This is a genomic window from Sulfurisoma sediminicola, from assembly GCF_003865015.1.
In the GTDB taxonomy this organism is placed as follows: domain Bacteria; phylum Pseudomonadota; class Gammaproteobacteria; order Burkholderiales; family Rhodocyclaceae; genus Sulfurisoma; species Sulfurisoma sediminicola.
In genome coordinates, this window is sequence record NZ_BHVV01000006.1 from 504,381 (window position 1) to 529,483 (window position 25,103).

Annotated in this window: 25 protein-coding genes; 22 read left to right on the forward strand and 3 right to left on the reverse strand. The window is 67.0% G+C overall.

All coding sequences use genetic code 11. The features are described 5' to 3' along the window. Positions 1 to 6 precede the first annotated feature (6 nt). The 5 genes from EJE94_RS11320 (at position 7) to EJE94_RS11340 (ending at position 3,770) form a co-directional block, all read left to right on the forward strand. Positions 7 to 1,437, forward strand: coding sequence for an RtcB family protein (locus tag EJE94_RS11320; protein WP_121241542.1), 1,431 nt, complete (start codon positions 7 to 9; stop codon positions 1,435 to 1,437). 2 nt (positions 1,438 to 1,439) lie between these two features. Further along, positions 1,440 to 1,709 (forward strand): DUF504 domain-containing protein, encoded by a 270-nt coding sequence (locus EJE94_RS11325; RefSeq protein WP_121241544.1) that lies wholly within the window; start codon positions 1,440 to 1,442, stop codon positions 1,707 to 1,709. A 57-nt stretch (positions 1,710 to 1,766) separates the two neighbouring features. Next, positions 1,767 to 2,129 (forward strand): Mth938-like domain-containing protein, encoded by a 363-nt coding sequence (locus tag EJE94_RS11330; protein ID WP_121241546.1) that lies wholly within the window; start codon positions 1,767 to 1,769, stop codon positions 2,127 to 2,129. An 86-nt stretch (positions 2,130 to 2,215) separates the two neighbouring features. Next, entirely contained in the window at positions 2,216 to 2,569 is a 354-nt protein-coding gene (locus EJE94_RS11335) for a hypothetical protein (RefSeq protein WP_124962455.1), read from the forward strand. Positions 2,570 to 2,618: 49 nt separating this feature from the next. After that, positions 2,619 to 3,770 (forward strand): GGDEF domain-containing protein, encoded by a 1,152-nt coding sequence (locus tag EJE94_RS11340; RefSeq protein WP_165904816.1) that lies wholly within the window; start codon positions 2,619 to 2,621, stop codon positions 3,768 to 3,770. Positions 3,771 to 3,801: 31 nt separating this feature from the next. Here the strand turns inward: EJE94_RS11340 and EJE94_RS11345 are convergent, their stop codons facing one another. After that, entirely contained in the window at positions 3,802 to 4,551 is a 750-nt protein-coding gene (locus EJE94_RS11345; RefSeq protein WP_207855912.1) for a hypothetical protein, read from the reverse strand. Between the two features lie 241 nt (positions 4,552 to 4,792). Between EJE94_RS11345 and pflB the strand changes: the two genes are divergently transcribed. The 13 genes from pflB to EJE94_RS11405 all read left to right on the forward strand — a co-directional run bounded on the left by pflB (position 4,793) and on the right by EJE94_RS11405 (position 17,199). Next, complete coding sequence (gene pflB / locus EJE94_RS11350; protein ID WP_121241554.1) at positions 4,793 to 7,039, forward strand: formate C-acetyltransferase; 2,247 nt, start codon at positions 4,793 to 4,795, stop codon at positions 7,037 to 7,039. Between the two features lies 1 nt (position 7,040). Next, the gene (pflA, locus tag EJE94_RS11355) at positions 7,041 to 7,889 is read left to right on the forward strand and encodes a pyruvate formate-lyase-activating protein (RefSeq protein ID WP_121241556.1); all 849 of its coding nucleotides are present in this window, start codon (positions 7,041 to 7,043) and stop codon (positions 7,887 to 7,889) included. An 18-nt stretch (positions 7,890 to 7,907) separates the two neighbouring features. Beyond that, positions 7,908 to 9,494, forward strand: coding sequence for an aspartate:alanine exchanger family transporter (locus tag EJE94_RS11360; RefSeq protein ID WP_121241558.1), 1,587 nt, complete (start codon positions 7,908 to 7,910; stop codon positions 9,492 to 9,494). 278 nt (positions 9,495 to 9,772) lie between these two features. Continuing rightward, positions 9,773 to 10,435, forward strand: coding sequence for an ArsR/SmtB family transcription factor (locus EJE94_RS11365; RefSeq protein ID WP_121241560.1), 663 nt, complete (start codon positions 9,773 to 9,775; stop codon positions 10,433 to 10,435). Between the two features lie 12 nt (positions 10,436 to 10,447). After that, positions 10,448 to 10,795: a DsrE/DsrF/TusD sulfur relay family protein gene (locus tag EJE94_RS11370; RefSeq protein WP_121241562.1), complete on the forward strand. Its 348-nt coding sequence runs from the start codon at positions 10,448 to 10,450 to the stop codon at positions 10,793 to 10,795. 26 nt (positions 10,796 to 10,821) lie between these two features. Continuing rightward, a complete protein-coding gene (locus EJE94_RS11375; protein WP_121241564.1) occupies positions 10,822 to 11,553 on the forward strand; it encodes an MBL fold metallo-hydrolase in 732 nt (243 codons plus the stop codon). Between the two features lies 1 nt (position 11,554). Next, positions 11,555 to 13,258, forward strand: a complete 1,704-nt coding sequence (locus EJE94_RS11380; protein WP_243642592.1) for an MFS transporter — start codon at positions 11,555 to 11,557, stop codon at positions 13,256 to 13,258. A gap of 87 nt (positions 13,259 to 13,345) precedes the next feature. Next, positions 13,346 to 13,492 carry a hypothetical protein gene (locus EJE94_RS14650; RefSeq protein ID WP_165904817.1) on the forward strand — a complete coding sequence of 49 codons (147 nt, stop codon included), beginning with the start codon at positions 13,346 to 13,348 and terminating at the stop codon, positions 13,490 to 13,492. Between the two features lie 18 nt (positions 13,493 to 13,510). Further along, positions 13,511 to 14,233 (forward strand): class II glutamine amidotransferase, encoded by a 723-nt coding sequence (locus tag EJE94_RS11385; RefSeq protein ID WP_121241566.1) that lies wholly within the window; start codon positions 13,511 to 13,513, stop codon positions 14,231 to 14,233. 140 nt (positions 14,234 to 14,373) lie between these two features. Continuing rightward, positions 14,374 to 15,474, forward strand: coding sequence for an MBL fold metallo-hydrolase (locus EJE94_RS11390; protein WP_121241568.1), 1,101 nt, complete (start codon positions 14,374 to 14,376; stop codon positions 15,472 to 15,474). A 193-nt stretch (positions 15,475 to 15,667) separates the two neighbouring features. Then, on the forward strand, positions 15,668 to 15,943 hold the full coding sequence (locus EJE94_RS11395) for a hypothetical protein (RefSeq protein WP_121242232.1): 276 nt from the start codon (positions 15,668 to 15,670) through the stop codon (positions 15,941 to 15,943). A 49-nt stretch (positions 15,944 to 15,992) separates the two neighbouring features. Next, positions 15,993 to 16,493, forward strand: a complete 501-nt coding sequence (locus EJE94_RS11400; protein WP_121241570.1) for a BCAM0308 family protein — start codon at positions 15,993 to 15,995, stop codon at positions 16,491 to 16,493. A 10-nt stretch (positions 16,494 to 16,503) separates the two neighbouring features. Further along, positions 16,504 to 17,199: a protein-L-isoaspartate(D-aspartate) O-methyltransferase gene (locus EJE94_RS11405; RefSeq protein ID WP_243642593.1), complete on the forward strand. Its 696-nt coding sequence runs from the start codon at positions 16,504 to 16,506 to the stop codon at positions 17,197 to 17,199. A 9-nt stretch (positions 17,200 to 17,208) separates the two neighbouring features. On the opposite strand, the gene EJE94_RS11410 is transcribed toward EJE94_RS11405, so the two are convergent. Beyond that, on the reverse strand, positions 17,209 to 18,003 hold the full coding sequence (locus EJE94_RS11410) for a pseudouridine synthase (protein ID WP_243642594.1): 795 nt from the start codon (positions 18,001 to 18,003) through the stop codon (positions 17,209 to 17,211). Positions 18,004 to 18,071: 68 nt separating this feature from the next. Here EJE94_RS11410 and EJE94_RS11415 point away from each other — a divergent pair, with 68 nt between their 5' ends. Continuing rightward, the gene (locus tag EJE94_RS11415; RefSeq protein WP_121241574.1) at positions 18,072 to 18,911 is read left to right on the forward strand and encodes a 23S rRNA (adenine(2030)-N(6))-methyltransferase RlmJ; all 840 of its coding nucleotides are present in this window, start codon (positions 18,072 to 18,074) and stop codon (positions 18,909 to 18,911) included. Positions 18,912 to 18,933: 22 nt separating this feature from the next. Here the strand turns inward: EJE94_RS11415 and EJE94_RS11420 are convergent, their stop codons facing one another. Continuing rightward, positions 18,934 to 19,983 carry a M15 family metallopeptidase gene (locus EJE94_RS11420; protein WP_121241576.1) on the reverse strand — a complete coding sequence of 350 codons (1,050 nt, stop codon included), beginning with the start codon at positions 19,981 to 19,983 and terminating at the stop codon, positions 18,934 to 18,936. A gap of 125 nt (positions 19,984 to 20,108) precedes the next feature. Here EJE94_RS11420 and EJE94_RS11425 point away from each other — a divergent pair, with 125 nt between their 5' ends. From EJE94_RS11425 to EJE94_RS11435, 3 genes are read left to right on the forward strand one after another with little or no spacing between them, the layout of a single operon-like run. Further along, positions 20,109 to 20,744, forward strand: a complete 636-nt coding sequence (locus EJE94_RS11425; protein WP_121241578.1) for a TetR/AcrR family transcriptional regulator — start codon at positions 20,109 to 20,111, stop codon at positions 20,742 to 20,744. Further along, positions 20,741 to 21,973: an efflux RND transporter periplasmic adaptor subunit gene (locus EJE94_RS11430; RefSeq protein ID WP_121241580.1), complete on the forward strand. Its 1,233-nt coding sequence runs from the start codon at positions 20,741 to 20,743 to the stop codon at positions 21,971 to 21,973. Before EJE94_RS11425 ends, EJE94_RS11430 begins: the two co-directional genes overlap by 4 nt. A gap of 3 nt (positions 21,974 to 21,976) precedes the next feature. Continuing rightward, positions 21,977 to 25,090, forward strand: coding sequence for an efflux RND transporter permease subunit (locus EJE94_RS11435; protein WP_121241582.1), 3,114 nt, complete (start codon positions 21,977 to 21,979; stop codon positions 25,088 to 25,090). Positions 25,091 to 25,103: the final 13 nt, after the last annotated feature.

Genomic DNA, 25,103 nt, shown 5'->3' on the forward strand with positions numbered 1-25,103 from the left:
GACGGCATGGACCTGAAGCAACTGCAACAGCGCGGCGAGTTCGAGTGGCTGCTGCCGGCCACGGGCCGCATGCGCGTGCCCGGCGTGATCTTCGCCTCGCGCGAACTCGTCGCCGCGATGGACGAGAAGGTGCGCGAGCAGATCGCCAACGTCGCCGGCCTTCCGGGCATCGTGTCGGCGGCCTACGCCATGCCCGACGCCCACTGGGGCTACGGCTTCCCCATCGGCGGCGTCGCCGCCTTCGATGCCGACGACGGCGGTGTCGTCTCGGCCGGCGGCGTCGGCTTCGACATCTCCTGCGGCGTGCGCACGCTGCACACCGGCCTCAAGCTCGCCGACGTGGAACGCGACAAGCGACGCCTCGCCGACGCGCTCTTCGCCCGCATCCCCGCCGGCGTCGGCAGCACCGGCACCATCCACCTCGGCGCGGCCGAGATGAATGCCATGCTCAAGGGCGGCGCACGCTGGGCCGTGGCCGCGGGTTACGGCTCCGATGCCGATCTGGCCCACATCGAAGAGCACGGCTGCGTCGCCGGCGCCGATCCCGCGGCGGTCTCCGACCAGGCCAAGAAGCGCCAGCGCGACGAGATGGGCACGCTGGGCTCGGGCAACCATTACCTCGAGGTGCAGGTGGTGAGCGAGATCTTCGACGCCGCCGCCGCCGCGGCCTACGGCCTCGCGGCCGGCGACGTCGTGGTCAGCATCCATTGCGGCTCGCGCGGCCTCGGTCACCAGATCGGCACCGACTACCTGCGCGAGATGGTCGTGGCCGCGCCGGCGGCGGGCATCAGCCTGCCCGACCGCGAACTGGCCTGCGCCCCGCTGAAGTCCTCGCTGGGGAAGCGCTACCTCGGCGCCATGCGCGCCGGCATCAACTGTGCGCTGGCCAACCGCCAGATCCTCACCCACCTCGCCCGCGGCGCCTTCGCCGCGGTGTTTCCCGGGGTGAAGCTGCCGCTGCTCTACGACGTCTCGCACAACACCTGCAAGGAGGAAAGTCATCGCGTCGATGGCAATAAACGTCGCCTGTTCGTGCACCGCAAGGGCGCGACGCGCGCCTTCGGCCCGGGCCACGTCGAACTGCCGCCCGAGTATGCGAAGGTCGGCCAGCCGGTGCTGATCGGCGGCAGCATGGGCACGGCCTCGTGGATATTGGCGGGCTCCGCCGGCACCGAGGAACGCGCCTTCGGCTCGGCCTGCCACGGTGCAGGCCGGGCGATGAGCCGCCACGAGGCGATGCGGCGCTGGCAGGGCCGCGCGCTGGTCGACGAACTAGCCGCACGCGGCATCCTGATCCGCAGCCCGAGCCTGCGCGGCGTCGCCGAAGAAGCGCCGCTGGCCTACAAGGACGTCGGCGCGGTGGTGGATTCCTCCGATCGTGCCGGACTGGCCGGCAAGGTCGCGCGGCTGACGCCGCTGGTCTGTATCAAAGGCTAGCCGTGCAGCCCATCCACGATCTGCTGGCGCGCATCCGCTGGGATCCGCAACTCGCGCAAAGCCGCTTCCGCATCGGCTACTGGGACCGCGTCACCCACGAGGTGCTGCACGCCGACCTGGGCGAGATCGCCTGGGACGCGGACAACCCGTCGTTCTTCGACCTCACCGACGACGACGGTGTCGCGCACAGCATTCCCTTCCACCGCGTGCGCGAGGTCTGGCGCGACGGCAGCCTGATCTGGCAGCGGCACCCGGCCGGCGACCAGGCCTAGCGGCGCCTTGCCCTGGCCGCGCGCGGCGGCTATGGTGGAAGCAAGGCGGATGCCCCCATGAAACCCAAAATCGACGGCAGCGAATTCGGCTCCCTCACCATCGGCGGCCAACGCATCGACCATGACGTGCTGATTCGCCTGTCGGGCGAAGTCGCCAAGCGCAGGAAGAAGCTGTCGAAGGCCGTTTATGGTACTTCGCACGTCGTTGCACTGGCCGAGGCCGAGTTCATCTACGAGAAGGACGCGGAGCGGCTGATCGTCGGCGCCGGCCAGAACGGCATGGTCGAGTTGTCGCCGGAGGCCGCGAGATATTTCGCGGAGCGCAAGGTCACGGTCGACCTGTCACCGACACCCGATGCGCTGGCGCGCTGGAACAAGGCCAAGGGTAAGGTGATCGGCCTGTTCCACGTCACCTGCTGAAGTGGATCTCATGGCAGCGCCCAACGGTCATGGCGGATGGCTTGCCGGCTGACGCACCGGTGCCGAGCCGATTCAGGGAGACAACGATGCGACTGCTGCCACTCGCGATCATGGCCACGGCCCTGGCCCTCGACGGCTGTGCCGTTGCAGAACATTGGGTAAAGCGCGGAGCCACCGATCAGGAGTTCCACGCGGACCTGTCGGGCTGCGAGGCGATGGCCGCGCAGACCTATCCGTACCTGGAGAAGACAACCCAATTCGGCAATGTCCATGCCCGGAATCGCGCCAGTTGCACTCAGTCGGGCGTTTTCATGACTTGCACCGGCACGGGCGCGGACCTGGCCCCGCCGACCACGATCGCCTATGACGCCAACGAGGGGAACAGGAAAGACCTCGTCCACTCCTGCATGCTGGGCAAGGGCTGGCAGCTCGCTCGATAACCGCACTAAACTACGCCCCCCTTCTGCCGGCCAGCGAGCCGCCTCCCCGATGGAACTCATCAATCCCCGCAGCCTTCTCTTCGTCGCCAATCTGCTCGGCATGCTCTGCGCGCTGGTGCTTTGGGTGCAGGCAAGGAGCTTTCCCGACGACATCGAAGGCTTGCGCGATTGGGCGAAGGCCGTGTTTCTCATCGGTTGCGCCTCCGGCCTCGCCTCCATGCGCGGCATCCTGCCGGATGCCGTCACCATCATCGCGGCGAGCGGCATGCTCCTGCTCGGCCAGTTCCTGCTGGTCATAGGCCTGCAGCGCTATTCCGGCAAGACGCCCTACTGGCGGCCGACGCTCGATGCGATCGGTGCGGTGCTCATCATCATCACCTGGCTGACCTACGGCACCCACAACTACCAGGGCCGGATCTTCATCATGGCGCTGGCGCACATCGGCTTCTTTTCCTTTGGCGCGCTCCTGGCATGGCAGGCCGAGCCCAAGGGCTTTGGCAGCCGCTTCCTCGGCATCGCCTTCCTGCTGGGTGTTGCCATTGCCGTCTGGCGTCTCGTGACGCTTCCTGTCGTGGTCGACGACGCCGATGTGACTCTCGACTACGAGCTTGTCCAGCAGCTCTATCTCGGCGTGTTCTCGCTCGGCATCCTCGGACTGTCGATAGGCTTCATCATGCTGACCAACGAGCGCCTGCGCGTCGAACTCGAGTTCATGGCGACGCGCGATCCCATGACCGGTGCGCTCAACCGACGGGCCTTCTTCAGCCGGGCCGAAGTCGAATGGGCACGCAGCATGCGCTCGCGCCGGGCGCTGGCGGTGATCACGTCGGACATCGACTTCTTCAAAAAGGTGAATGACACGCACGGTCACCATGTCGGCGACCTCGTCATCAAGGATTTCGCCCATCGCGCGGCGCAGATGCTGCGCTTTCCGGACATCCTCGCGCGCTTCGGCGGCGAGGAATTCGTGATCCTGCTGCCCGACACCGGCATGGCCGAAGCCAGGCAGGTCGCAGAACGCATCCGGCACGCAATAGGGACGCACCGCGACAAGGCGCTGCCGCCCTATACGGTGAGTCTCGGCGTGTCGATAGCGCAGGGCAATGCCGGCCAGGCGGCCGACGTGGAGGCATTGATCGCCGAAGCCGACGCGGCGCTCTACCGGGCGAAGCAGGGGGGGCGGAACCGCGTCGAGTCGTAGCGAGCGACGCAGCGAACTCGCCGACCGCCGCTCAGCATCTGCTCCCGTCAGGGATGCGGGCGAAGCCGAAGCCGCCTCCGCCCAGATGTGCGGGAAGGATGCAAATGATCATGGCCAGCGACTGCGCCGACTTCTGGATATCGGCGGGGAAGGCGGAAAAGGGAACCGCCCGCTCGACGACGGACCTGATGAATTCGATTTCCGCCTGCTGATCGCCTGCATTGAGCACCCTGAAGCTGCGCAGGGAGCCGTTGGGGTTGAGGCGGATCAATACGGCCGCAGTCTTCATCCCCCGGCTTCGCGGGTCATTCCTGACGAAAGCGGCGCTGCGGTTGAGCTTCTTCACCAGCCCGTCCAGATACATTTCCAGGCTAAAAGGATCGACTGGCGGGCTGTTGGGCAGGCGCTCCAGCAACACGTCATCTTCGTCGTCCCGCCTCGCCTGTTGCCGGCCGGCGGCCCGAGCCATGTTCAGCGAACGCTGTGCCAGATCCGGCCCCGCCTTGGCCTGGTCGTCCAGCTCGCGGAGGAACTTGTTCATGTCCTCCCGTTCCGCTTTCGACCAAGCGGGGGGCGCGGCGTCCGCAAGCCGCTTTTCCGATTTCTCCAAAGCCAGCAGCTTCCTGGTGACTTGCGGCTTGAAGGGCGCGATCTCGGCAGGAGCGGCAGCTGGCGGCTCGGCTGCGGGCGGCGCGCTTGGGCGCGGTGCCAATGTCGCCTCGATGCGCCTCGCAGGATGGTCCGCGATCCGGGGCTCCTGCCTGGGAAAGAACAGGATCACTCCGTGGAATACCAGTGAAACCGCAATGGCCCAGTTGAGCGATTGGTTTGAGCGCGTGAAAACTCGATCCTCAAGGGGCATTGTGGATATTTTAATCCGTCCTCCTCCCAAGGATCGACCGTTGACGCCGATGGCCTATTGGCGCAGGCTTTTGAAAAGTTGCGTTGCCTATCGTGGATGCCGTTCCGTTCCGGAAACCAGGGACAGAACGCGATTGAATCAACACTTGAGGGGATCAATCATGCAATCAGAACAACTGACTCAGGCGTGGCGCAGTTTCTCGGGATCGGACTGGCAGCGCGAGATCAACGTCCGCGATTTCATCGTCTCCAACGTGACGCCATACTCGGGCGGCCCCGAATTCCTCGCCAAGGCCACGCAGCGGACGCTCGCCGTGTGGGACAAGCTCCAGCCCTACTTCCGCGAAGAGGCCAGGAAGGGGGTTCTCGACGTCGACGTGGCCACCCCCTCGTCGCTGACCTCGCACGGTCCTGGCTACATCGATCGCGACAACGAAGTGATCGTCGGCCTGCAGACCGACCAGCCGTTCCGCCGGGCGATCATGCCCACGGGCGGCTGGGGCATGATCGAGTCGGGACTGAAAGCGATCGGCCGCGAGCCCGACCCCGCAGTGCGCGAAACCTTCACCAAGTACCGCAAGACGCACAACGCGGCCGTGTTCGACATGTACACGCCGGAGATCAGGAACTGCCGGCGCTCCAGCATCATCACCGGGCTGCCGGACGCCTACGGGCGCGGGCGCATCATCGGCGATTACCGACGCGTTGCGCTGTATGGCGTCGACCGCCTGATCGAAGCGAAGAAGGCCGAGCGCACCGAGATCGACGCGCGCTGGCCGTCGGAGGACGTGATGCGGCTGCGCGAGGAGATGGCTGACCAGCTGCGCGCGCTTGCCGACCTGAAGACCATGGCGGCGACCTACGGCTGCGACATCGGCAAGCCTGCAGCCAATGCCCGCGAAGCCGTGCAGTGGACCTATTTCGGCTACCTCGGCGCGATCAAGGAGATGAACGGTGCCGCGATGTCGGTGGGCCGCATCTCGACGTTCTTCGACATCTACATCGAGCGCGACCTCGCCGAGAAGACGCTGACCGAAGCCGAAGCGCAGGAACTCATCGACCAGCTCGTGATCAAGCTGCGCATCGTCCGCTTCATGCGCACGCCGGAATACGACGCGCTGTTCTCGGGCGACCCCTATTGGGCGACGGAGTGCATCGGCGGCATGACGCTCGACGGACGCACCCTCGTCACGCGGTCGAGCTTCCGCATGCTGCAGACCCTCGCCAACCTCGGTCCGGCGCCCGAGCCCAACCTCACGGTGCTGTGGTCGAAGAACCTGCCCGAGCCCTTCAAGCGCCACTGCCTCGTCTCGAGCGCCAACTCGTCGTCGCTCCAGTACGAGAACGACGACCTGATGCTGCCGCAGTTCGGCGACGACTACGGCATCGCGTGCTGCGTTTCGGGGATGCGCCTGGGCAAGCAGATGCAATTTTTCGGCGCACGGGTCAACCTCGCCAAGTGCCTGCTCTACGCCATCAACGGCGGGCGCGACGAGGTCAGCGGCCTCCAGGTGGGGCCGGCCTTTCGCCCGGTAAGCGGCGACGCCCTCGACTACGAGGACGTGATGGCGAAGTTCGACGACATGATGGACTGGCTGGCGCGGACCTACGTCCATGCGATGAACTGCATCCACTACGCGCATGACCGCTACAACTACGAACGGCTGATGATGGCGCTCCACGACCGCGACATCCTGCGCACCATGGCCTTCGGCATCGCCGGCCTGTCGGTCGCCGCCGATAGCCTCTCGGCGATCAAGTACGCGAAGGTGAAGCCGATCCGGGACGACAACGGCCTCGTCGTCGATTACGAGACGGCGGGCGAGTTCCCGGTGTTCGGCAACAACGACCCGCGGGTGGACGACATCACCGCCGACCTGGTGAAGAGGTTCATGGACAAGCTGCGGCAGCACCCGACCTATCGCAGTGCGATCCACACGCAGTCCGTGCTGACCATCACCTCCAATGTCGTTTACGGCAAAGCCACCGGCAGCACCCCGGACGGCCGTCGCAAGGGCGAGCCTTTCGCCCCCGGCGCGAACCCGATGCACGGCCGCGACTCGCATGGCTGGCTGGCGTCGTGCCTGTCGGTCGCGCACCTGCCCTACCAGCATGCGCAGGATGGCATCAGCTACACGCTTTCCGTCGTTCCGGCGGAAACCCGCCAGGGCGATACCGAGGCGATCACGCGCGCCATCAGCGCGCTGGACACCTACTTCGGCCAGGGCGGCTTCCACATGAACCTCAATGTGCTCAGCAGGGAGACCCTGCTCGATGCGATGGAGAACCCGGACAAGTACCCGCAGCTCACCATCCGGGTGTCCGGGTATGCGGTGAACTTCATCCGCCTCACGCGCGAGCAGCAGCTCGACGTCGTCAACCGCACCTTCTTCCATGGCAATATCTGAGATGGCCCAGTCTGGTATCGCAGCCGCTGCGGCGGCGGAAATTCCGGAAGGCGGTCGCCACGACCTGCGCCATGATCTCTCGCCGGACGCGCCGGAGATCGAGAATTACAGCGAAGGCGAAGGCGCGTTCGGCTATGCCCACTCCTACGAAACCGGCTCCCGCCTCGACGGGCCGGGCATCCGGGTCACGCTCTTCCTTTCCGGCTGCCCGCTGCGCTGCCAGTATTGCCACAATCCGGATACGTGGCGCCTGAAGGACGGCATGCGCATCCCGCTCGAACGCGTCGTCACCCGGCTCGGGCATTTCGCGCCGGCGCTGCGCTCGATGCAAGGGGGGCTGACCCTCTCCGGCGGCGAACCGCTGGTGCAGCCGGCGTTTTCGCGACGCATCTTCGCCGCGGCGAAGTCGTTCGGCCTGCATACCGCGCTCGATACCTCCGGCTACCTCGGCGATCGCGCAACGGACGAATACCTGAAGAGCGTCGATCTCGTCCTCCTCGACATCAAGTCCTGGGACCCGGACACCTATCGCCGCGTGACCCGGCAGGATGTCGCGCCGACCTTGCGCTTCGCCGAGCGCCTGGCGGCGATGAACAAGCCGGTCTGGGTGCGCTACGTGCTCGTACCGGGGCTCACGGACGATCCGGCCAATGTCGAGGGCGTCGCCAAATTCGTCGCACCGATGAAGAACGTCGAGTGGGTGGAAGTGCTGCCCTTTCATCAACTCGGTGCGTTCAAATGGAAGGAACTCGGCCTCGACTATCCGCTCGTCGATACGCCGCCTGCCCCCCCGGAGCTCCTGGCCCGGGTGCATGGGCAGTTCCGCGCCGCCGGCTGCAACGTGCGCTAAGCAAAGACGGGAGGCATCATGGACTTCATCAAGACCCTGCTCGAGCAGCAACCGCTGATGGCGCTGTTCCTGACCATCGCCCTCGGTTACCTCCTGGGTGAGGTCAACGTCAAGGGCTTCTCCCTCGGCGTGGGCGCGGTGCTCTTCGTCGCGCTCGCCATGGGCTGGTTCGCGCCCAAGTCGGTACCGTCACCGATGGTCGGCACGCTCGGCCTTGCGCTTTTCCTCTACGGCGTTGGCGTCCAGTACGGCAAGCAGTTCTTCATCGGCCTGGTCAGCCCCACCGGGCGCCGGGCAAACCTGATGGCGCTGATCGGCGTGCTGTCGGCGGGCGTGGTGAGCCTCGTGTTCGTGAAGACGATGGGCATCAATCTCGGCTACGCGCTCGGGCTGTTCGCGGGTTCGGGCACCAGCACGCCGACGCTGCAGGCGGCCATCGCCACGCTCGGCAACGACGATCCGGCGGTGGGCTATTCGGTTTCCTATCCCTTCGGCGTGGCGGGACCTATCCTGTTCCTCTACCTCGCATTCATGATCCTGAAGCCGAAGATCGAGGTGCCGACGGCCACGGGCCTCGAGATGCTCGAAATCGCCTTGCGCAACCCGGAGCTGTCCGGAAAGACTCTCGGTGAAGTGATGGCCGCGCTGCCCGCGGGCGTTCAGATCGCGGCCCTGCGTCGCGAGAGCCGCAACGAACCGGCCTCCCCCAACCTCGTCGTCGCGGAAAATGACGTCCTCCTCGCCGTCGCCCCCACCAAGGAGGCGCTCGCGCAGGCGAGCGCCTTCCTCGGCGAGGCCGCGCCCGGACGCCTCGTCATGGATCGCCGGGACCTCGACTACCTGCGCGTGTTCGCTTCCCGCCCGACCGTGGTCGGCCGGGCGCTGGGCGATCTCGACCTGCCGGGGGAGAAGGGGGCCGTCCTCATCCAGGTCCGCCGCGGCGATACCGACATCCTGCCGCGCCCGGATCTCGTCCTCGAGTTCGGCGACCGCGTCGGCGTGCTCGCGAATCGCGCTGATTTCGCGGCGATGCGCAAGTACTTCGGCGACTCGATCAAGGGCACCGCGGAATTCAGCTACATCTCCATCGGCATCGGCATGGCGCTCGGCTTCCTCATCGGCGCGATCCAGATTCCGCTGCCCGGCATCGGCAAGATCGCGATCGGGCTCTCGGGCGTCCTGCTGATGGCGCTCATCCTCGGCAACCAGCGCCGCACGGGGGGCATGAACTGGACCATCCCGCTTTCCGCCAACCTCGTCCTGCGCAACCTGGGCCTCACGCTGTTCCTGGCGCAGGTCGGCATGTCCTCGGGACCGAAGTTCGTCGCCACGGTCAGCGAGACCGGACTCATGATGCTGGGCCTGGGAGTGCTCGTGCTGATCGCGCTGGTCGTGCCGATCATGATCCTCGGGCTCCTCGTCTTCCGCATGCCCTATGACGAGGTCGCGGGCATCGTCGCCGGCGCCTGCGGCAATCCGGCGATCCTCGCCTACGCCAACAAGCTCACGCCGACCGATCGGCCGGACCTCGGCTACGCCATGATTTTTCCGGGCATGACCATCCTGAAGATACTTTTCGTGGACATTGTTCCGGCATTCTTCTGAACGACCCGACGCGTAAGCGAGGGCCGCATGCCTTGGGGAAATGCCGGCCTGAAAGGGCTCCCGGCCGGCTGGCCGGGCCATGTTCAGCGAGCGATGGGGCGGATCCCGGCGGGCGCTGACCTGGTCGCCAGTTCGCGGAGGAACCTGTCCATGTCCTCCCATTTTCCCCGCCCTTTTTCGGCGCGCCGCAAATGCGATTGAAGCGCTGCCCGACCAAGCGATTCCGCAGAATGACCGGATGGTTGACAACATTCGCCCATTCGTTAGAATATTAGCCTATGAGCCGCGAACTGAAAGACATCCTCTACGAACAAGTCGCCCGCGTCGGCAAGGCCTTGTCCAGCCCGAAGCGCCTCGAAATCCTCGAATTGCTCGCCCAGGGCGAAAAGACCGTCGAGGTCCTGGCCAACGAAGCCGCCATCGACATCAAGCTCGCCAGCGCGCACCTTCGCGTGCTCAAGGAGTCCCGCATCGTCGAGGTGCGACGCGATGGCCGATTCATGGCCTACCGCCTTGCCGGCGAGGATGTTGCCGGCCTCTGGGCCAATCTGCACGCCGTTGCCACAGAGCACCTCGTCGAACTCCAGATCGCCCTGGCCCGGATCCTCTCCGGTCCCGAGCGTCTCACCGAGGAAACCCGCATCAGCCTGCTCGACAAGGCGCGGCAAGGCGATGTCGTCGTGCTCGATGTTCGTCCCGAGACCGAATACCAGACCGGGCACCTGCCCCACGCCCGCTCCATCCCCATTTCGGAACTGAAGCGCCGTCTGGCCGAACTGCCCAAGGACAAGGAAATCGTCGCGTACTGCCGTGGCCCGTTCTGCCTGATGTCCAACGAAGCGGTGGCCCTTTTGAAGAAGCGTGGCTTCAAGGCCCGCAAGATCGGCGACGGTGTCGCCGAATGGGCAGCCGCCGGCCTGCCCATCGAGAACGAAGCCTGATCGGAGGTCGATATGCAAACCCTGTTCATCCTGAACGATCCCCCCTATGGTACCGAACGCAGCTACAACGGCCTGCGTCTTGCCAAAGCCCTCTCCAGGCAGGCTGACCAACAGGTCAAGGTGTTCCTGATGGGCGATGCCGTCGCCTGCGCCAAGGCCGGGCAGAAAGTACCCGAGGGCTACTACAACGCCGGGGACATGGTGAAGATGGTGGCCACGTCCGGCGAAGTCGGCCTTTGCGGCACCTGCATGACCGCACGCGGTCTTGCCGATGAGGAACTGGTCCCCGGCGCGGCGCGCCGTACCCTCGCCGACCTCGCGACATGGACCGCCGCGGCCGACAAGGTCCTGGTCTTCTGAGCAACCGCACACAAAAGGGAGCAGACATGTTCTTTCGGCAACTGGCCACCAAGGAGGCCACGCTTTCCTATCTTTTCGGCTGCGGCAGCTGCCATGTCGCCGTCGCGGTCGACCCGGTGCTGGGCGACGAGGAATGGTTCCTGGCCGAGGCCAGGAAGCAGGACGTCAAGATCACCCACGTGATCGATACCCATGTCCATGCCGACCACTACTCCGGAGGCCGCGCCCTGGCCGAGAAGTGCGGCGGCCTCTACTGCCTGCACGAGAGCAATGCCGGCCGGGTGCAATTCCCGTTCGAATCCCTGCGCGACAGGCAGCACATCGTCGTCGGCAATGTCGTCGTCGAGGTCGTTCATACCCCCGGCCACACGCCCGACAGCATCTGCCTGAGCGTCACCGACAAGCGCCGCGCCGATGCGCCGTGGTTCGTGCTGACCGGAGACACGGTCTTCGTCGGGGCTGTCGGCCGTCCCGACCTGGCCGGCAAGGAAAGGGAAATGGCCAGCGTGCTGTTCGACAGCCTGCATCAGCGCGTTTTCACGCTGCCGGGCGAAGTCGAGCTCTATCCCGGTCACACCTCGGGCAGTGTTTGCGGTGCCGGCATTTCCGGCAAGCCCGGCTCGACGCTGGCCTTCGAAAAGCGCTGGAACCCGCTGCTCAACATGGAACGCGATGCCTTCGTCGAGGCATTGACGCAAGAGATTCCGCCCAAACCCGCCGAGATGGAGCGCTGGGTCGCCGCCAACCTGGGCAACTGAGGTGAGCGTCGCCGACGACATCCAGCACGGCATCCGCGCAAACCTCGGCCAGTTCGCTCACCAGTTGTTCCAGGTGTTGCTGGTCGGCATGACCATCGGCATGATGCGCACGGTCGTGCCGGCCCTGGCCGAGAGTGAATTCGGCGTGCCGCGCGGCAGCTTCGCACTGCTGGTCGCCTTCGTCGTCGGCTTCGGCTTCGTCAAGGGCGCGCTCAATTTCGTCGCCGGACGGCTGGCCGAATCCTGGGGCCGGCGGCGCGTGCTGCTGCTGGGCTGGGTCACGGCCATCCCGATTCCTCTGCTGATCTACTTCGCGCCGTCGTGGGACTGGATCGTCGTCGCCACGCTGCTGCTCGGCGTCAATCAGGGCTTCACCTGGTCGATGACGCAGACCGCCAAGCTCGACCTCACCCGCCCCGACCAGCGCGGCCTTACCATCGGCTTCAACGAATTCGCCGGCTACATCGGCGTGGCCATCGCCGGCATCGCCACCGGCTATCTCGCCGCCGAACTCGGGCCGCGCACGGGTCTGCTGATCTTCGGCCTCGCGGTGATCGGCCTCGCGACACTGACCACGGCACTGTTCATCAAGGACACGCTGCCCTGGGCGCGCAAGGAAAAGCCGATGGCCGCTGCCACCGGCGAGGCGCTTCATCCGCGCTACCCGGCGGGGGTGTCGGCCAAACCCTCGACCGGCGAGATCTTCACCCTTGTCACCTGGCGCGACCGCCGCTTCTTCGCCATCTGCCAGGCCGGCCTCGTCGAGAAATTCGTCGATGCCCTGATCTGGGTGTTCTACCCGGTCTACCTGTACGGCAAGGGCGTCAGTCTTCCGGGTATCGGCTGGATCGTCGGCGTCTATGGCTTTACCTGGGGCGCGTCGCAGCTTGTCACCGGGCGCCTGTCCGATACCTGGGGCCGGCAGAAGCTCAACGTCGCCGGCATGTGGGTCTGCGGCGGCGGCGTCGCCCTGATGCTGCTCGGCGAGGGGGCCGCATGGTGGTCGTTCAGTGCCGCGGTATCCGGCCTGGGCATGGCCATGCTCTACCCGAATCTTTCCGCCGCCATCGCCGACATCTCGGCGCCGCACTGGCGCGCCTCGGCCATCGGCACCTACCGCTTCTGGCGCGACCTCGGCTACGGCATCGGCGCGCTGGGGCTGGGACTGGCGGCGGCTTCGACGCACTCCATCGAGGGCGCATTCTTGTTCGTCGCGGCTTCGATGGCGCTGTCGGGACTCGGGCTGGCGATACTCGGCGAGGAGACGCACCCGCGGCTGAATCCCGCTATCCACCACGTCGTTGGCCTCCCTCGAGGGGACTACCTCCGGGGCGCCCCCCAAGGGGACTACCTCCGGGGCGTCCCGCCAGAGCCGACATTTTCGGCACAGCCACGCCTGGAGGTGCGCGTGATCTCGCAAACCGTTCCCGGTGGCCGCTGCGGCCTTTACACCGGCTACGGCCAGGCACTGGCCCGGCATATGGGTGCCCGCTTCCAGCTTGACATCAGCGCCGAGCGCGATGCCCACGGCCACGGCTTCCCTTCGATCTGGATCAACGGCAGCCCGCTGCAACCCTCCGACGGCTTGATCGTGATGCCGAACGACATCATGGCGGTGCTGGGTGCGAACGGCATCGGTGCCGATGACGATCTAGGCCCGGCGCTCGACGCCGAGATCGCCAAAATGCTCCACGAGGGGGGATGATCGCCATGACGCCGCTGGTCCCGGTTTCCGGCAACGTCAATCTGCGCATCTCGGCCGTCTTCGGCCTGTTCGGCGTCATCGGCACCCATGGCGGCGCCCGTCGGCGTGCTGACCGGCATGGTCGGCACCCACGTCGCGCGTCGCGTGCACGGCGCGATGCTGATCCGCGAATTCGCGTGGTTCCTGGTGCTCGTGGCGAGTTACATTCTGCTGACGAGCGCGCTCGGCACCTGATGCGGGAAGAACACCGGAATGTGCGAATTATTCGGCTATAGCGGAGACAGGGAACAGAGCCTGGCCACCTGGCTCATGCCGTTCCGCACGCGTGGCGGCAGCGACAACCCGGACGGATGGGGCGTGGCCTCGTGGCACGGTCTGGATGCGGACGTCGTCAAATCCCCCAAACCAGGCGCCTCCAGCGAGCGTTTCGCGCAACTCGCAACGGAGCTGCGCACGGCGCTTGCCATCGCCCATGTGCGCCATGCCCGCCACCCGCCCGTACCCGGCATGCTCAATACCCATCCCTTCGTTCATGAATGCTGCGGCCGGCAGTGGGTCTTCGCCCACAACGGCCTCGTGCCGGAGGTGATTGCATGGGGAGACGCGGGGCGCCTCTGTCATCCGGACGGGGAGACCGATTCCGAACATGCCTTCTGCCATCTATTGACGGAGATCGCCGCAAGCTACGGCGGCGCGAAATCGTCGGCATGGATCGCCCATCTCGCCAAACTGGCGGAGAGGATTGCCACCCTGGGCAAGTTCAACTTCCTCCTTTCCGACGGCCAGGTCCTGATCGCCTATGGCCACGACCGCTTGCATCATCTCGAATTGGACGATGCACAAGACCGCAGAAGCATTGTTGCGACAGAGGCACTGACCGACGATGGCTGGCAGCTATTCTCGCCAGGCGAATTGCGGGTGTACCGCAACGGCGCTCTGCTCGCGCAACGCCTCGCCGACCAGCGGCATCGGTAACCGGGCTTCACTGCCCCAAATAGGGACATGCATCTTCCACGCCCCTCGATCCACGCCGCGGCCGTTGCCGTCGTCGGCCGCGAATTCGATGCCCCCGCAATCCTCTCCCAACTGCGTCCACCGATTGGAAGGAAGAAGCCATGACCGAAGGACTCTCCACCCGTTGCGTCCATGCCCGCGAGATCGACGACGCGCACGGCTCGCCGCCTACACCGATTTATACGACGACCACCTTCAAGATCCCGTCGACCGCCGACCGGCTCGACGTGGTGGATGACGTTTCATCCTTTCCTACCGTCGAGGTCACCGTGCGAAGAAAACTCCATTGCTTCTTCGTCGGCCTGGTGGCAGCCCTGAGCTCGATCGGAGTTCGTGCCGAATATCTTCCCAAGGCCGAGCGCGTGACGGATCAGGTCTTCGCCATCGTGGGCCCCCTGGGCCAACGCAGCGCCGACAACGACGGACTGAATGCCAACTATGGCGTCGTCGTGACCGCCTCCGGAGTGATCCTGATCGATTCCGGCGCAAGTCGCCTGGGCGCCGAAAAGATCGAGAAGGCCATCCGCGCCGTGACGGACAAGCCCGTGCGCTGGGTCATCAACACGGGCGGACAGGACCATCGCTGGCTCGGCAACGAGTACTTCGCCGGTCGGGGAGCGGAGATCATGGCCTTGAGCCGAACGGCAGCCAACCAGGCGCAATCTGCCTCGCAGCAAATGGAGGGGCTCGCGCGCTTCCTCGGCGATCGGCTGCAGGGAACGAAACCCATGCCGGCGAACAGCATCCTGGCCGGCGATGTGGCGACTATCGAGCTGGGAGGCGAATCGCTTTCCGTTCGTTATACGGACGCCCATTTCCCGGGCGACGCGATGGTCTACCTGCCCAAGCGGAAAGTCGTGTTCACCGGCGACCTGGTGTACGTCGATCGCATGCTCGGCGTCATGCCGGGATCGAGCGTGCGCAACGGGCAAAAGGCATTCAAGGTCATGGTCGGGCTCAATCCCGCATATGTCGTTCCCGGCCACGGGCGCGTTTGCGATCTGGCCAAGGCCCAGCGCGAAACCGGCGATTACTACGAATTCCTCGCGAACAAGGTCGGTGCGGCGGCGAAGGATCTGGAGTCCATGGATGATGTTCTGAAGCGCTACGCCGACCTGCCGCAGTTTCGGCGGCTCGAGAACTACGACAGCCTGCATCGGGCCAACATGAATCGAGCCTTCACCGAATTCGAGACGCAATAGTTCCCGACGGACCCGATCGTCCGCGCAGCGCGGGAAGTCATCCATGGTTTATTTCCGCTACTTTCGTTCCGGCAGAACCATCACTGCGTGACAGGAGTATTCTGTCCTCGTCGGGCCACGCAACTCAAGCGTCGACCCGATGCCTGCCGCGGCGCGTTTCGTCGCCGCGAGGATGAAGTGGGAGGGAATCATCATGACACCCCAGATACCCGAAACCGGGCCCGACTTCGACCGCACGCGCCTCATCGAGCGCCCTGACGGCTTCTACTGGCAGAGCACAGGCGGCGGCCGCGAATACGGCCCCTTCGCCAGCCTGATCGCCGCCGTGGAGGACATGGCGGTCACCGACAGCGGTGGCGACGACACCAGCCTGCAGGAGGCCGAAGAGGCCTTCGGCGTCGCCGAATGGCTCGATGCCGAAACCGGCGCGCCGGCCGAGGATTCCGTGCCCCGCCTCGAGGACCACTGACCCGGGCGGTTGCATTCGGCGTTCAACCTTTCTTCATGGGAGGTAGATCATGAACCAGCAAACAGCGAGCACCGGATTTCGTCCCGTCCGTCGCGACCAGTTGCGACAGGAACGCGTGCATGACACCTACAAGCTGAAGGAAAAACCGGCCGAGCCCTCCGTGTGTCCGGATTGCGGCGCCGTCTACCACGCCGGGCGCTGGCAATGGGGCGAGCGGCCGGCCGGCGCGCAGGCGGTCGTTTGCGCCGCCTGCCACCGCGTGCGCGACCGCTACCCGGCGGGCTTCGTCGATGTCGGCGGCGCCTTCTTCGCCGGCCATCGCGAGGAGATCGTCAATCTCCTGCGCCGCCACGAAGAGCGGGAAAAGGCCGATCATGCCCTGGCCCGCATCATGGCGGTCGAGGACACGGCGGATGGCGTATTGATCACCACCACCGACATCCATCTGGCGCGCGACCTCGGCGAGGCCCTGCACCACGCCTACCAGGGCGAGCTCGAGTTCCACTACAACGACGCCGAGAACCTGCTGCGCGTGCACTGGCGGCGCTAGGGACCAAGCCATGGCCGGGCCCGGCGCCTCCATCCTCGCCAGGGCGACGGAGGCCGAGCGCGCGGCGATGCTGCGCGACATCGTCGAGGAAGTCGGCTACACGCGGACGGAGATCGGCAAGGACGCCTTCGATGCCCGCATCATGGCTGCCATGGCCGGCGTGCCGCGGGAATCGTTCGTGCCGGAGTCGCACCGGCTGCTGGCCTTCGCCAACGGCCCCGTGCCGATAGGCCACGGCCAGACCATCTCGCAGCCCTACATCGTCGCGCTGATGACCGACCTGCTCGAGCCGCGCCCCGGGCACGTCGTCCTCGAAATCGGCACCGGCTCGGGCTACCAGGCGGCGGTGCTGGCCGGGCTCGTGCACCGGGTCTACAGCGTCGAGATCATCGCGGCGCTGGCCTCTGCCGCCGCAGGGCGCCTGGCCGGGCTCGGCTGTGACAACGTGATCGTCCGCCACGGCGACGGCTACCAGGGGTGGCCCGAACACGCTCCCTTCGACGGCATCATCGTCACCGCCGCCGCGCCGCACGTGCCGCCGCCGCTGGTCCAGCAACTCAAGCCCGGCGGCCGCCTCGTGATCCCGGTCGGGCTGCCCGGCTGCATCCAGCAGCTGTCGGTCATCGAGAAGAACGAAGAGGGCAGGACCAGCCAGCGCGACGTGCTGATGGTGGCCTTCGTGCCGCTGACCGGCGAACTTCGATGAGATGCGGCGCTAGAAGCGCTCGTCCTCGCGCAGGTAGCGCCACTGCCCGAGCGGCAGGTCGCCGAGCTTGACCTTGCCGATGCGCACGCGCTTGAGGCCCGTCACCCTGAGGCCGACGAGTTCGCACATGCGGCGGATCTGCCGCTTCTTCCCTTCTTTGAGGACGAAGCGCAGCTGGTCCTCGTTCTGCCAGCTCACCTTGGCCGGCTTGAGCGGCTTGCCGTCGAGCTCGAGGCCGTGGTTGAGCAGGGCAAGGCCCCGCTCGTCGAGGCGGCCCTCGACGCGCACGAGATATTCCTTTTCGATGGCGGAATCCTCGCCGATCAGCTGGCGCGCGACGCGGCCGTCCTGCGTCAGCACCAGCAGCCCGGTCGAGTCGATGTCGAGGCGGCCGGCCGGCGCCAGGCCCTGGAGCGATCCGGGACGGAAACGCTGCGGGTCGACTTCCATCTGGGTGCGCGGCCCGACCAGCACGACGGCCGGCTGGTGGCCGTCCTCGGCCTGGCCCGAGACGTAGCCGATCGGCTTGTGCAGCAGGATGGTGGCCTGGCGCGCCTGCTGCGCCTTGGCCTCGCCGGCGAGGACGATCACGGCGTCGGGGGCGGCGCGGGTGCCGAGCTGGTTCACGCGCTCGCCGTCGACGAAGACCAGGCCGCGCTCGATGTAGGCGTCGGCCTCGCGCCGCGAGCAGAGGCCGCGCTCGGCCATGAGCTTCGAGATCCGTTCGCCACGGTTGTCCGTGGTCGGCGCGGTGGCGGCGCTGGCGGTGGCCGTGGGAGCCGGGGCGGCGGCCCGCTTAACCACCCGAATCTTCGGGCGGCCTGGTGGCGGGGCGGGGTTATCATTCATGGCCCGGATTCTAGCGCCCCGCCATGCTCAGCTACCGCCACGCCTTTCATGCCGGCAACCACGCCGACGTGCTCAAGCACTTCGCGCTGGTGCAGTTGCTGCGCCACCTCAACCAGAAGGACAAGCCCTGGTGGTACGTCGACACCCATGCCGGCGCCGGCGCCTACGCGCTCGACTCGACCTACGCCAAGAAGAACGCCGAGTTCGAGGGCGGCATAAGTCGGCTCTGGCAGGACGCTGACCTGCCCGCCCCGCTGGCCGATTACGTCGACCAGGTCAGGGCGCTCAACCTCAACGGCCGGCTGCGCCACTACCCCGGCTCGCCGCTGATCGCCCTCAAGCTCGCCCGGCCCGACGACCGCCTGCGCCTGTTCGAGCTGCACAGCACCGACCACAACCTGCTCCAGCAGAACATGCGCGAAGCCGGCCACCGCGTCGCCATCCGCCAGGCCGACGGCTTCCTCGAGATCAAGTCGGTGCTGCCGCCGCCGCCGCGGCGCGGCCTGACGCTGATCGATCCGTCCTACGAGGACAAGCAGGACTACGTCCGCGTCATCGGTGCGCTCAAGGAAGGCATCAGCCGCTTCGCCACCGGCATGTTCATGGTCTGGTATCCGCAGCTGCAGCTCGGCACCGCCCACCAGTTGCCGGAGCGGCTGCGCAAGCTCGCCGACAAGTGGCTCGACGTCAGGCTCACGGTGCAGGCGCCCGCGCCCGACGGCTTCGGCATGCACGGCAGCGGGCTGTTCATCGTCAATCCGCCGTTCACGCTCGCCGACACGCTGCGGCAGGTGATGCCGGTTCTGGTCGATAAGCTCGGCCGGGACGGCGCGGCCGGCTATGCCCTGGATATGGCCGGCTGAGGACTCCGCGTGCGCGGCGTCCCTAGCGGACGGGTGGCACGAGAGGGACGAGGGGCTGGTTCAGCACCGGATAGGCCTGCCAGTCGCGGTAGTCGAAGTGCCACCACTCGTTGGGGTAGACGCTGAAGCCTTCCGCCTCCATGGCCGCGCGCAACCGGTCGCGCGCATCGCGCTGCGCCTGCGTCCCGCCGGCGTAATCCGGATGGGCCCGCTCGCTGAAGTCGTCGTAGGCGCTCGGCATCTCGACTTCCCGGTCGGTGTTCAGATCGAACAGCGTGACGTCGACCGCGGCGCCGCGGTTGTGGCGCGAGCCCTGCAGCGGATCGGCCAGATAGGCGCGGTCCCCGGGAAAACGGTCCCACATCGTCCGCGTCACCTGCCAGGCACGGTAGGCGTCGAGCACGACGAGGCCATAACCCTGGGCGCGCAGCCGTTGGTGCGCGCGCTGCAGGGCCTCCGCCGCCGGGCGCTGCAGCAGCGCGCGGGCGGCGGGATACATCGCCATCGACATGAAGTTGTTCGTCGTCGCGTAGCGGATGTCGAGCCGGAACCCCGGCTCGAACCCGGCGAGATCGACGAGGTCCGGCGCGGCGGTCGCCGCCGGCGATGCGGGTGGCGTATCCGGCGGGGGAACGGGGATGGTCTTCGCCGCGCCTTCCGCCCCCATGAAGACGGCCAGCACGCGCGCCGGCTCCCGGCCGAGATTGGTGCCGATGTGCGGGACCGCCATCGCCTCCATCAGCGCATCGCCGGCCCTGAGGGTCGTGCGCCTGCCCACGGCATATTCGACTTCGAGCTCGCCGGAGAGCAGGTAGGCGAACATCGGCGTGCCGTGGCGATGCCAGTCGGTGGAAGAGCCCGGGGCGATGTTCACGATGACGGCCGTGACCCGGGCCGGCGCCTGCTCCGGATAGCGCAGCGTTTCGCCGACAACGGTCTTGCCGGTCTCGATCAGGACCTGCAGCGGCGGGTAGTCGGCGCCGGCCGGCGCCGCTGCCAGGGTTGCGCACAGGGCGCCGGCGGCGAGGCCGCCCCGGAGGCTGAATCGTGGATTGCGTGGCGCCGGGCACATCGGGTCACCTGCCCTGTTTGCGATATGGCCAGTATTCCACAGCGGCCGCCGGCAGGGAAAGCACTTCTTGCCCGACGACGCGATTGCGTTTAGACTGGACGGTCCAGTCCAATCGGGTCACGCGCATGGGCCTCCCCGCAGAAGCCAGCATCACCGAAAGTCACGACAGCCGCACGCGGCTGATCGAAGCCGCCACCGCGGCCTTCCTCGAGGAAGGCTACCGTGCCAGCGTCGAACGCATCGCCGCGCGTGCCGGCGTCGCCAAGCAGACGCTCTACAACCATTTCCCGCGCAAGGACGACCTGTTCAGCGAGGTCGTCCGCCACGGCACCGCCTCGGTCCTGGTGTCGCTCGACGGCGACGGCGCACCGTTGCCGGAGCGCCTGCAGCGCTTCGCGGTCGCCTTCCGCAAGCGTGTGCTGGATGCCGAGGGCATCGCCTTCTACCGCGCCGTCGTCGCCGAGGCGCCGCGCTTTCCCGAGCTGACGACCGCCTTCTACGGCAGCGGACCGGCGCAGACCATCCGCCGCCTCGCCGCCGTGATCGCCGAGGCGATGGACGCCGGCGAACTCCGCCGCGACGATCCCGTTTTCGCCGCCGAGCAGCTGACCTCGATGCTGGTCGAAACCGAACGCACCCGCCGGCTGCTGTCCGACAAGCCGGCGCCGCCGCCCCGGCCTGCCGACGCGGCCCGCATCCTCGACGTCTTCCTGCGCGCCTATGCGCCCGATGCCCCAGACACCAAGCGGAGCCCACGATGAAAAACACCCTCCCCCCGACCGCTGCCCTGATCGCCATGCTGCTCGTCGCCGGCTGCGGCGACGGCGGCAAGAAGGCGCCCGCCGCCGGCGCCCCCGGCGGCATGCCACCACCCGAGGTCGACGTCATCACCGTCACCCCGGGCAACGCCACCATCACCCAGGACCTGCCGGGCCGGCTGCTCGCCGTGCGCTCGGCGCAGGTGCGCGCGCGCGTCGAGGGCGTGCTGGAGAAGCGCCTGTTCGCCGAAGGCAGCGACGTCGCCGCCGGCAAGCCGCTGTTCCAGATCGATCCGCGCACCTACCAGGCCGGGGCCGCGGCCGCCGAGGCAGACCTCGCCGCGGCCAAAGCGACCTTCGAGCGCTACAAGCCGCTGCTCGACATCAAGGCCGTGAGCCAGCAGGAATACGACGGCGCACTGGCCAGGTATAAGCAGGCCGAGGCTCAGCTTTCGAAGGCCAGGCTCGACCTCGAAAACGCCGTGCCGCGCGCGCCGATTTCCGGTCGCGCCGGCCGTGCGCTGGTCACCGAGGGCGCGCTGGTCGGCAAGGGCGAGGCCACGCATCTCGTCACCATCGAGCAGCTCGACCCCATCCGCGCCGAGTTCACCCAGACCTATTCCGATCTGCTGCGGCTGCAGCAGGCGGTCAAGGCCGGCAAGCAGAAGAAGGCGGACGCCGCCAAGGTCGAGCTCGTGCTCGAAGACGGCTCGATCTACGCCGCGAAAGGCCAGGTCCAGTTCACCGACCTCGCCGTCGATCCCAACAGCGGCTCGGTGATTCTGCGTGCCGAGTTCCCCAACCCGAACCGCGAGCTGCTGCCCGGCACCTTCGTCCGCATCCGCTTCCCGCAGGCCCAGCTCGACGACGCCATCCGCGTGCCGCAGCGCGCCGTGCAGGGCGGGCCGACGGGGCAACTGGTGATGGTCGTCGACGCCGAAGGCAAGGCCATGGCGCGCCCGATCAAGACCAGCGCGATGTCCGGCACCGACTTCATCATCTCCGACGGCCTCAAGGGCGGCGAGAAGGTCATCGTCAACGGCCTGCAGAAGGCCCGCCCCGGCACGGTCGTGAAGGCCGTGCCGTGGAACCCGGCGGCGCCGATCATGCCACCGCCCGCCGCCGGCGCCCCCGCTGCTCCCGGCGCTCCTGCCGCACCGCCTGCGCCCGCACCACAAGCCAAGCCCGCCGAAGCTGCCGCCGCGGCCAAGCCCGCGGAAGAGAAGAAGTAAGCCATGTTCGCCAATTTCTTCATCGACCGCCCCATCTTCGCCTGGGTCATCGCCATCATCATCCTGCTCGGCGGCGGCCTCGCCCTGCGCCAGCTGCCGGTTGCAAGCTATCCCGCCGTGGCGCCGCCCGCACTGGCCATCACCGTCAGTTACCCCGGCGCTTCGGCCAAGGTGGTCGAGGAAACCGCCGTTGCGCTGATCGAGCAGGAACTCAACGGCATCGAGAACCTGCTCTACATGGATTCGGCCTCGGAGCAGAACCTCGGCACCATCACCCTGACCTTCAAGGCCGGCACCAACCTCGACCTGGCCTCGGTCGAGACGCAGAACCGCATCAAGCGCGCCGAACCGCGCCTGCCCGAGGAGGCGCGGCGCCTGGGCGTGACCGTCGTCAAGTCGGCGCGAAACTTCCTGATGATCGTGGCGCTGTTCTCGCCGGACAAGACCCTCGACAACGTGGCGCTCGGCAGCTACGCGGCCGCCAACGTGCTCGAGAGCATCCGCCGCACCCCGGGCGTGGGCGAGGCCCTGCTGTTCGGCACCGAGTACTCGATGCGGATATGGATCAAACCGGAACGCCTGCAGTCCTTCGGCCTGACGCCGGCCGACCTCGCCAAGGCGGTACGGGCGCAGAACGCGCAGATCGCCACCGGCGAACTCGGCCAGGTTCCCGCCGTGCCCGGCCAGGAATACGCGGCCACCATCATCACCCAGGGACGCCTGATCACGGTCGAGGAATTCGGCAACGTCATCGTCAAGAGCGACGAGCGCGGCGCGACGGTGCGCGTCAAGGATGTCGCCCGCGTCGAGCTCGGCGCGCAGGACTACAACATCGCCGCCCGCGTCGACGGCCAGCCCACCGCCGCCATGGCCGTGCGCCTGGCGCCAGGCGCCAACGCGCTGGACACGGCCAAGGCGGTCAATGACCAGATGACCGAGCTGGCCAGGTACTTCCCGCAAGGCATCTCGTGGATGGTGCCCTACGACACCTCGACCTTCGTCGACATCTCGATCCGCGAAGTGGTGTGGACCCTGATCGAGGCGATGATCCTCGTCGTGCTGGTGATGTACCTGTTCCTCGAGAACATTCGCGCCACCTTCATCCCGACCATCGTCGTGCCGGTATCCCTGTTCGGGGCCATGATCGGCCTCTATCTGCTCGGCTATTCGATCAACGTGCTGACGCTGTTCGCCATGGTGCTGGCCATCGCCATCGTGGTGGACGATGCCATCGTGGTGATCGAGAACGTCGAACGCATCATGAGCGAGGAAGGCCTGCATCCGCGCGAAGCGACGCGCAAGGCCATGGGCCAGATCATCAACGCCATCATCGCCATCAGCGTCGTGCTCTCCGCGGTGTTCGTGCCGCTGATCTTCTTCGGCGGCACCGTCGGCGCGATCTACCGCCAGTTCGCGGTGACGCTGATCCTGACCATGCTGTTCTCGGCGGCGATGGCGCTGACGCTGACGCCGGCGCTGTGCGCCTCCCTGCTCAAGCACGAGGCGGGGGAGACGATGCCCACCACCGGCTTCTTCGGCTGGTGGAACCGCTTCTTCGCCGCCACCGTGCGCCGCTATGTAAGCGCCACGCGGCGCCTGCTGGGCCGGCCCGGCCGCTGGCTCATCGTCTATGGCACCATCCTCGCCGCCACCGGCTGGTTCTTCATGAAGCTGCCCGGCAGCTTCCTGCCCAGCGAGGACCAGGGCTACTTCCTCAGCATCATCCAGCTGCCATCGGGGGCGACGAACGAGCGCACGCTCGAGGTGCTCAGCACCGTCGAGAAGCACTACCTGGCGCAGAAGGAAGTGGCCCATGTCATCGGCGTCGCCGGCTTCTCCTTCTTCGGCCGCGGCCAGAACGCCGCGATCGCCTTCGTCCGCCTGAAAAGCTGGGACGAGCGGCCGGGCAAGGAGCACGAGGCCGACTCCATCGTGCAGCGCGCCAACATGGCCTTCTTCCGCATCAAGCAGGCCATGATCTTCGCCATCAACGTGCCGCCGATTCCCGAACTCGCCGCCGTCGGCGGCTTCGACTTCCGCCTGCAGGACCGCGGCGGCCTCGGCCGCGACAAGCTGATCGAGGCACGCAACATGGCGCTCGGGCTGGCCGGCAAGCAGCCGGCCCTGGTCGGCGTGCGCCCCGAAGGCCAGGAACCCGGACCCCAGCTCTACCTCGACGTGGACCGCAGCAAGGCCCGCGCCATGGGCATCGACCTCGGCGACCTCAACGACACCCTGCAGGCCACGCTCGGCACCGCCTACATCAACGACTTCGTGCGCCAGGGCCGCATCCTGCGCGTGCAGATGCAGGCCGAGGCCGACGTGCGGCGCACGCCGGACGACCTGCTGCGCCTGCCGGTCAAGAACGCGCGCGGCGACATGATCCCGCTGGCCGAGATCGCCTCGGCGAAGTGGATCATCGGCAGTCCCAAGCTGGACCGCTACAACGGGCTGCCATCGATGAAGATCGCCGGCAGCCCGGCACCCGGCCGCTCGTCCGGCGACGCCCTGGCCGCGATGGAAGAGGTGGCGAAGCAGCTGCCGCCGGGCATCGGCTTCGAATGGTCGGGCACTTCCTTTGAAGAGCGTCTCTCCGGCACGCAGGCGCCCTTCCTCTTCGCCGTCTCGCTGATCGTGGTTTTCCTCTGCCTCGCGGCACTCTACGAGAGCTGGTCGATCCCCTTCGCGGTGATGCTGGTGGTGCCGCTCGGCGTGTTCGGCTCGGTGCTCGCGGTGACCATGCGCGGCCTGCCCAACGACGTCTATTTCAAGGTCGGCCTCATCGCCATCATCGGCCTCTCGGCCAAGAACGCGATCCTCATCATCGAGTTCGCCCGCGAGTTGCAGGAACAGGGCATGGATCTGATCGAAGCGACGCTCGAAGCCTGCCGCCTGCGCTTCCGCCCGATCCTGATGACTTCGATCGCCTTCATGTTCGGCGTGCTGCCGCTGGCGATCTCGACCGGCGCCGGCGCCGCCAGCCGGCACGCCATCGGCACCGGCGTCATCGGCGGCATGTTCACCGCCACGCTGCTCGCGGTGTTCCTCGTGCCGGTGTTCTTCGTCGTCGTGCGGCGCATCTTCCCCGGCCACGCCCGCCATCACGTGGAGAAATAACTATGCCCCCCCA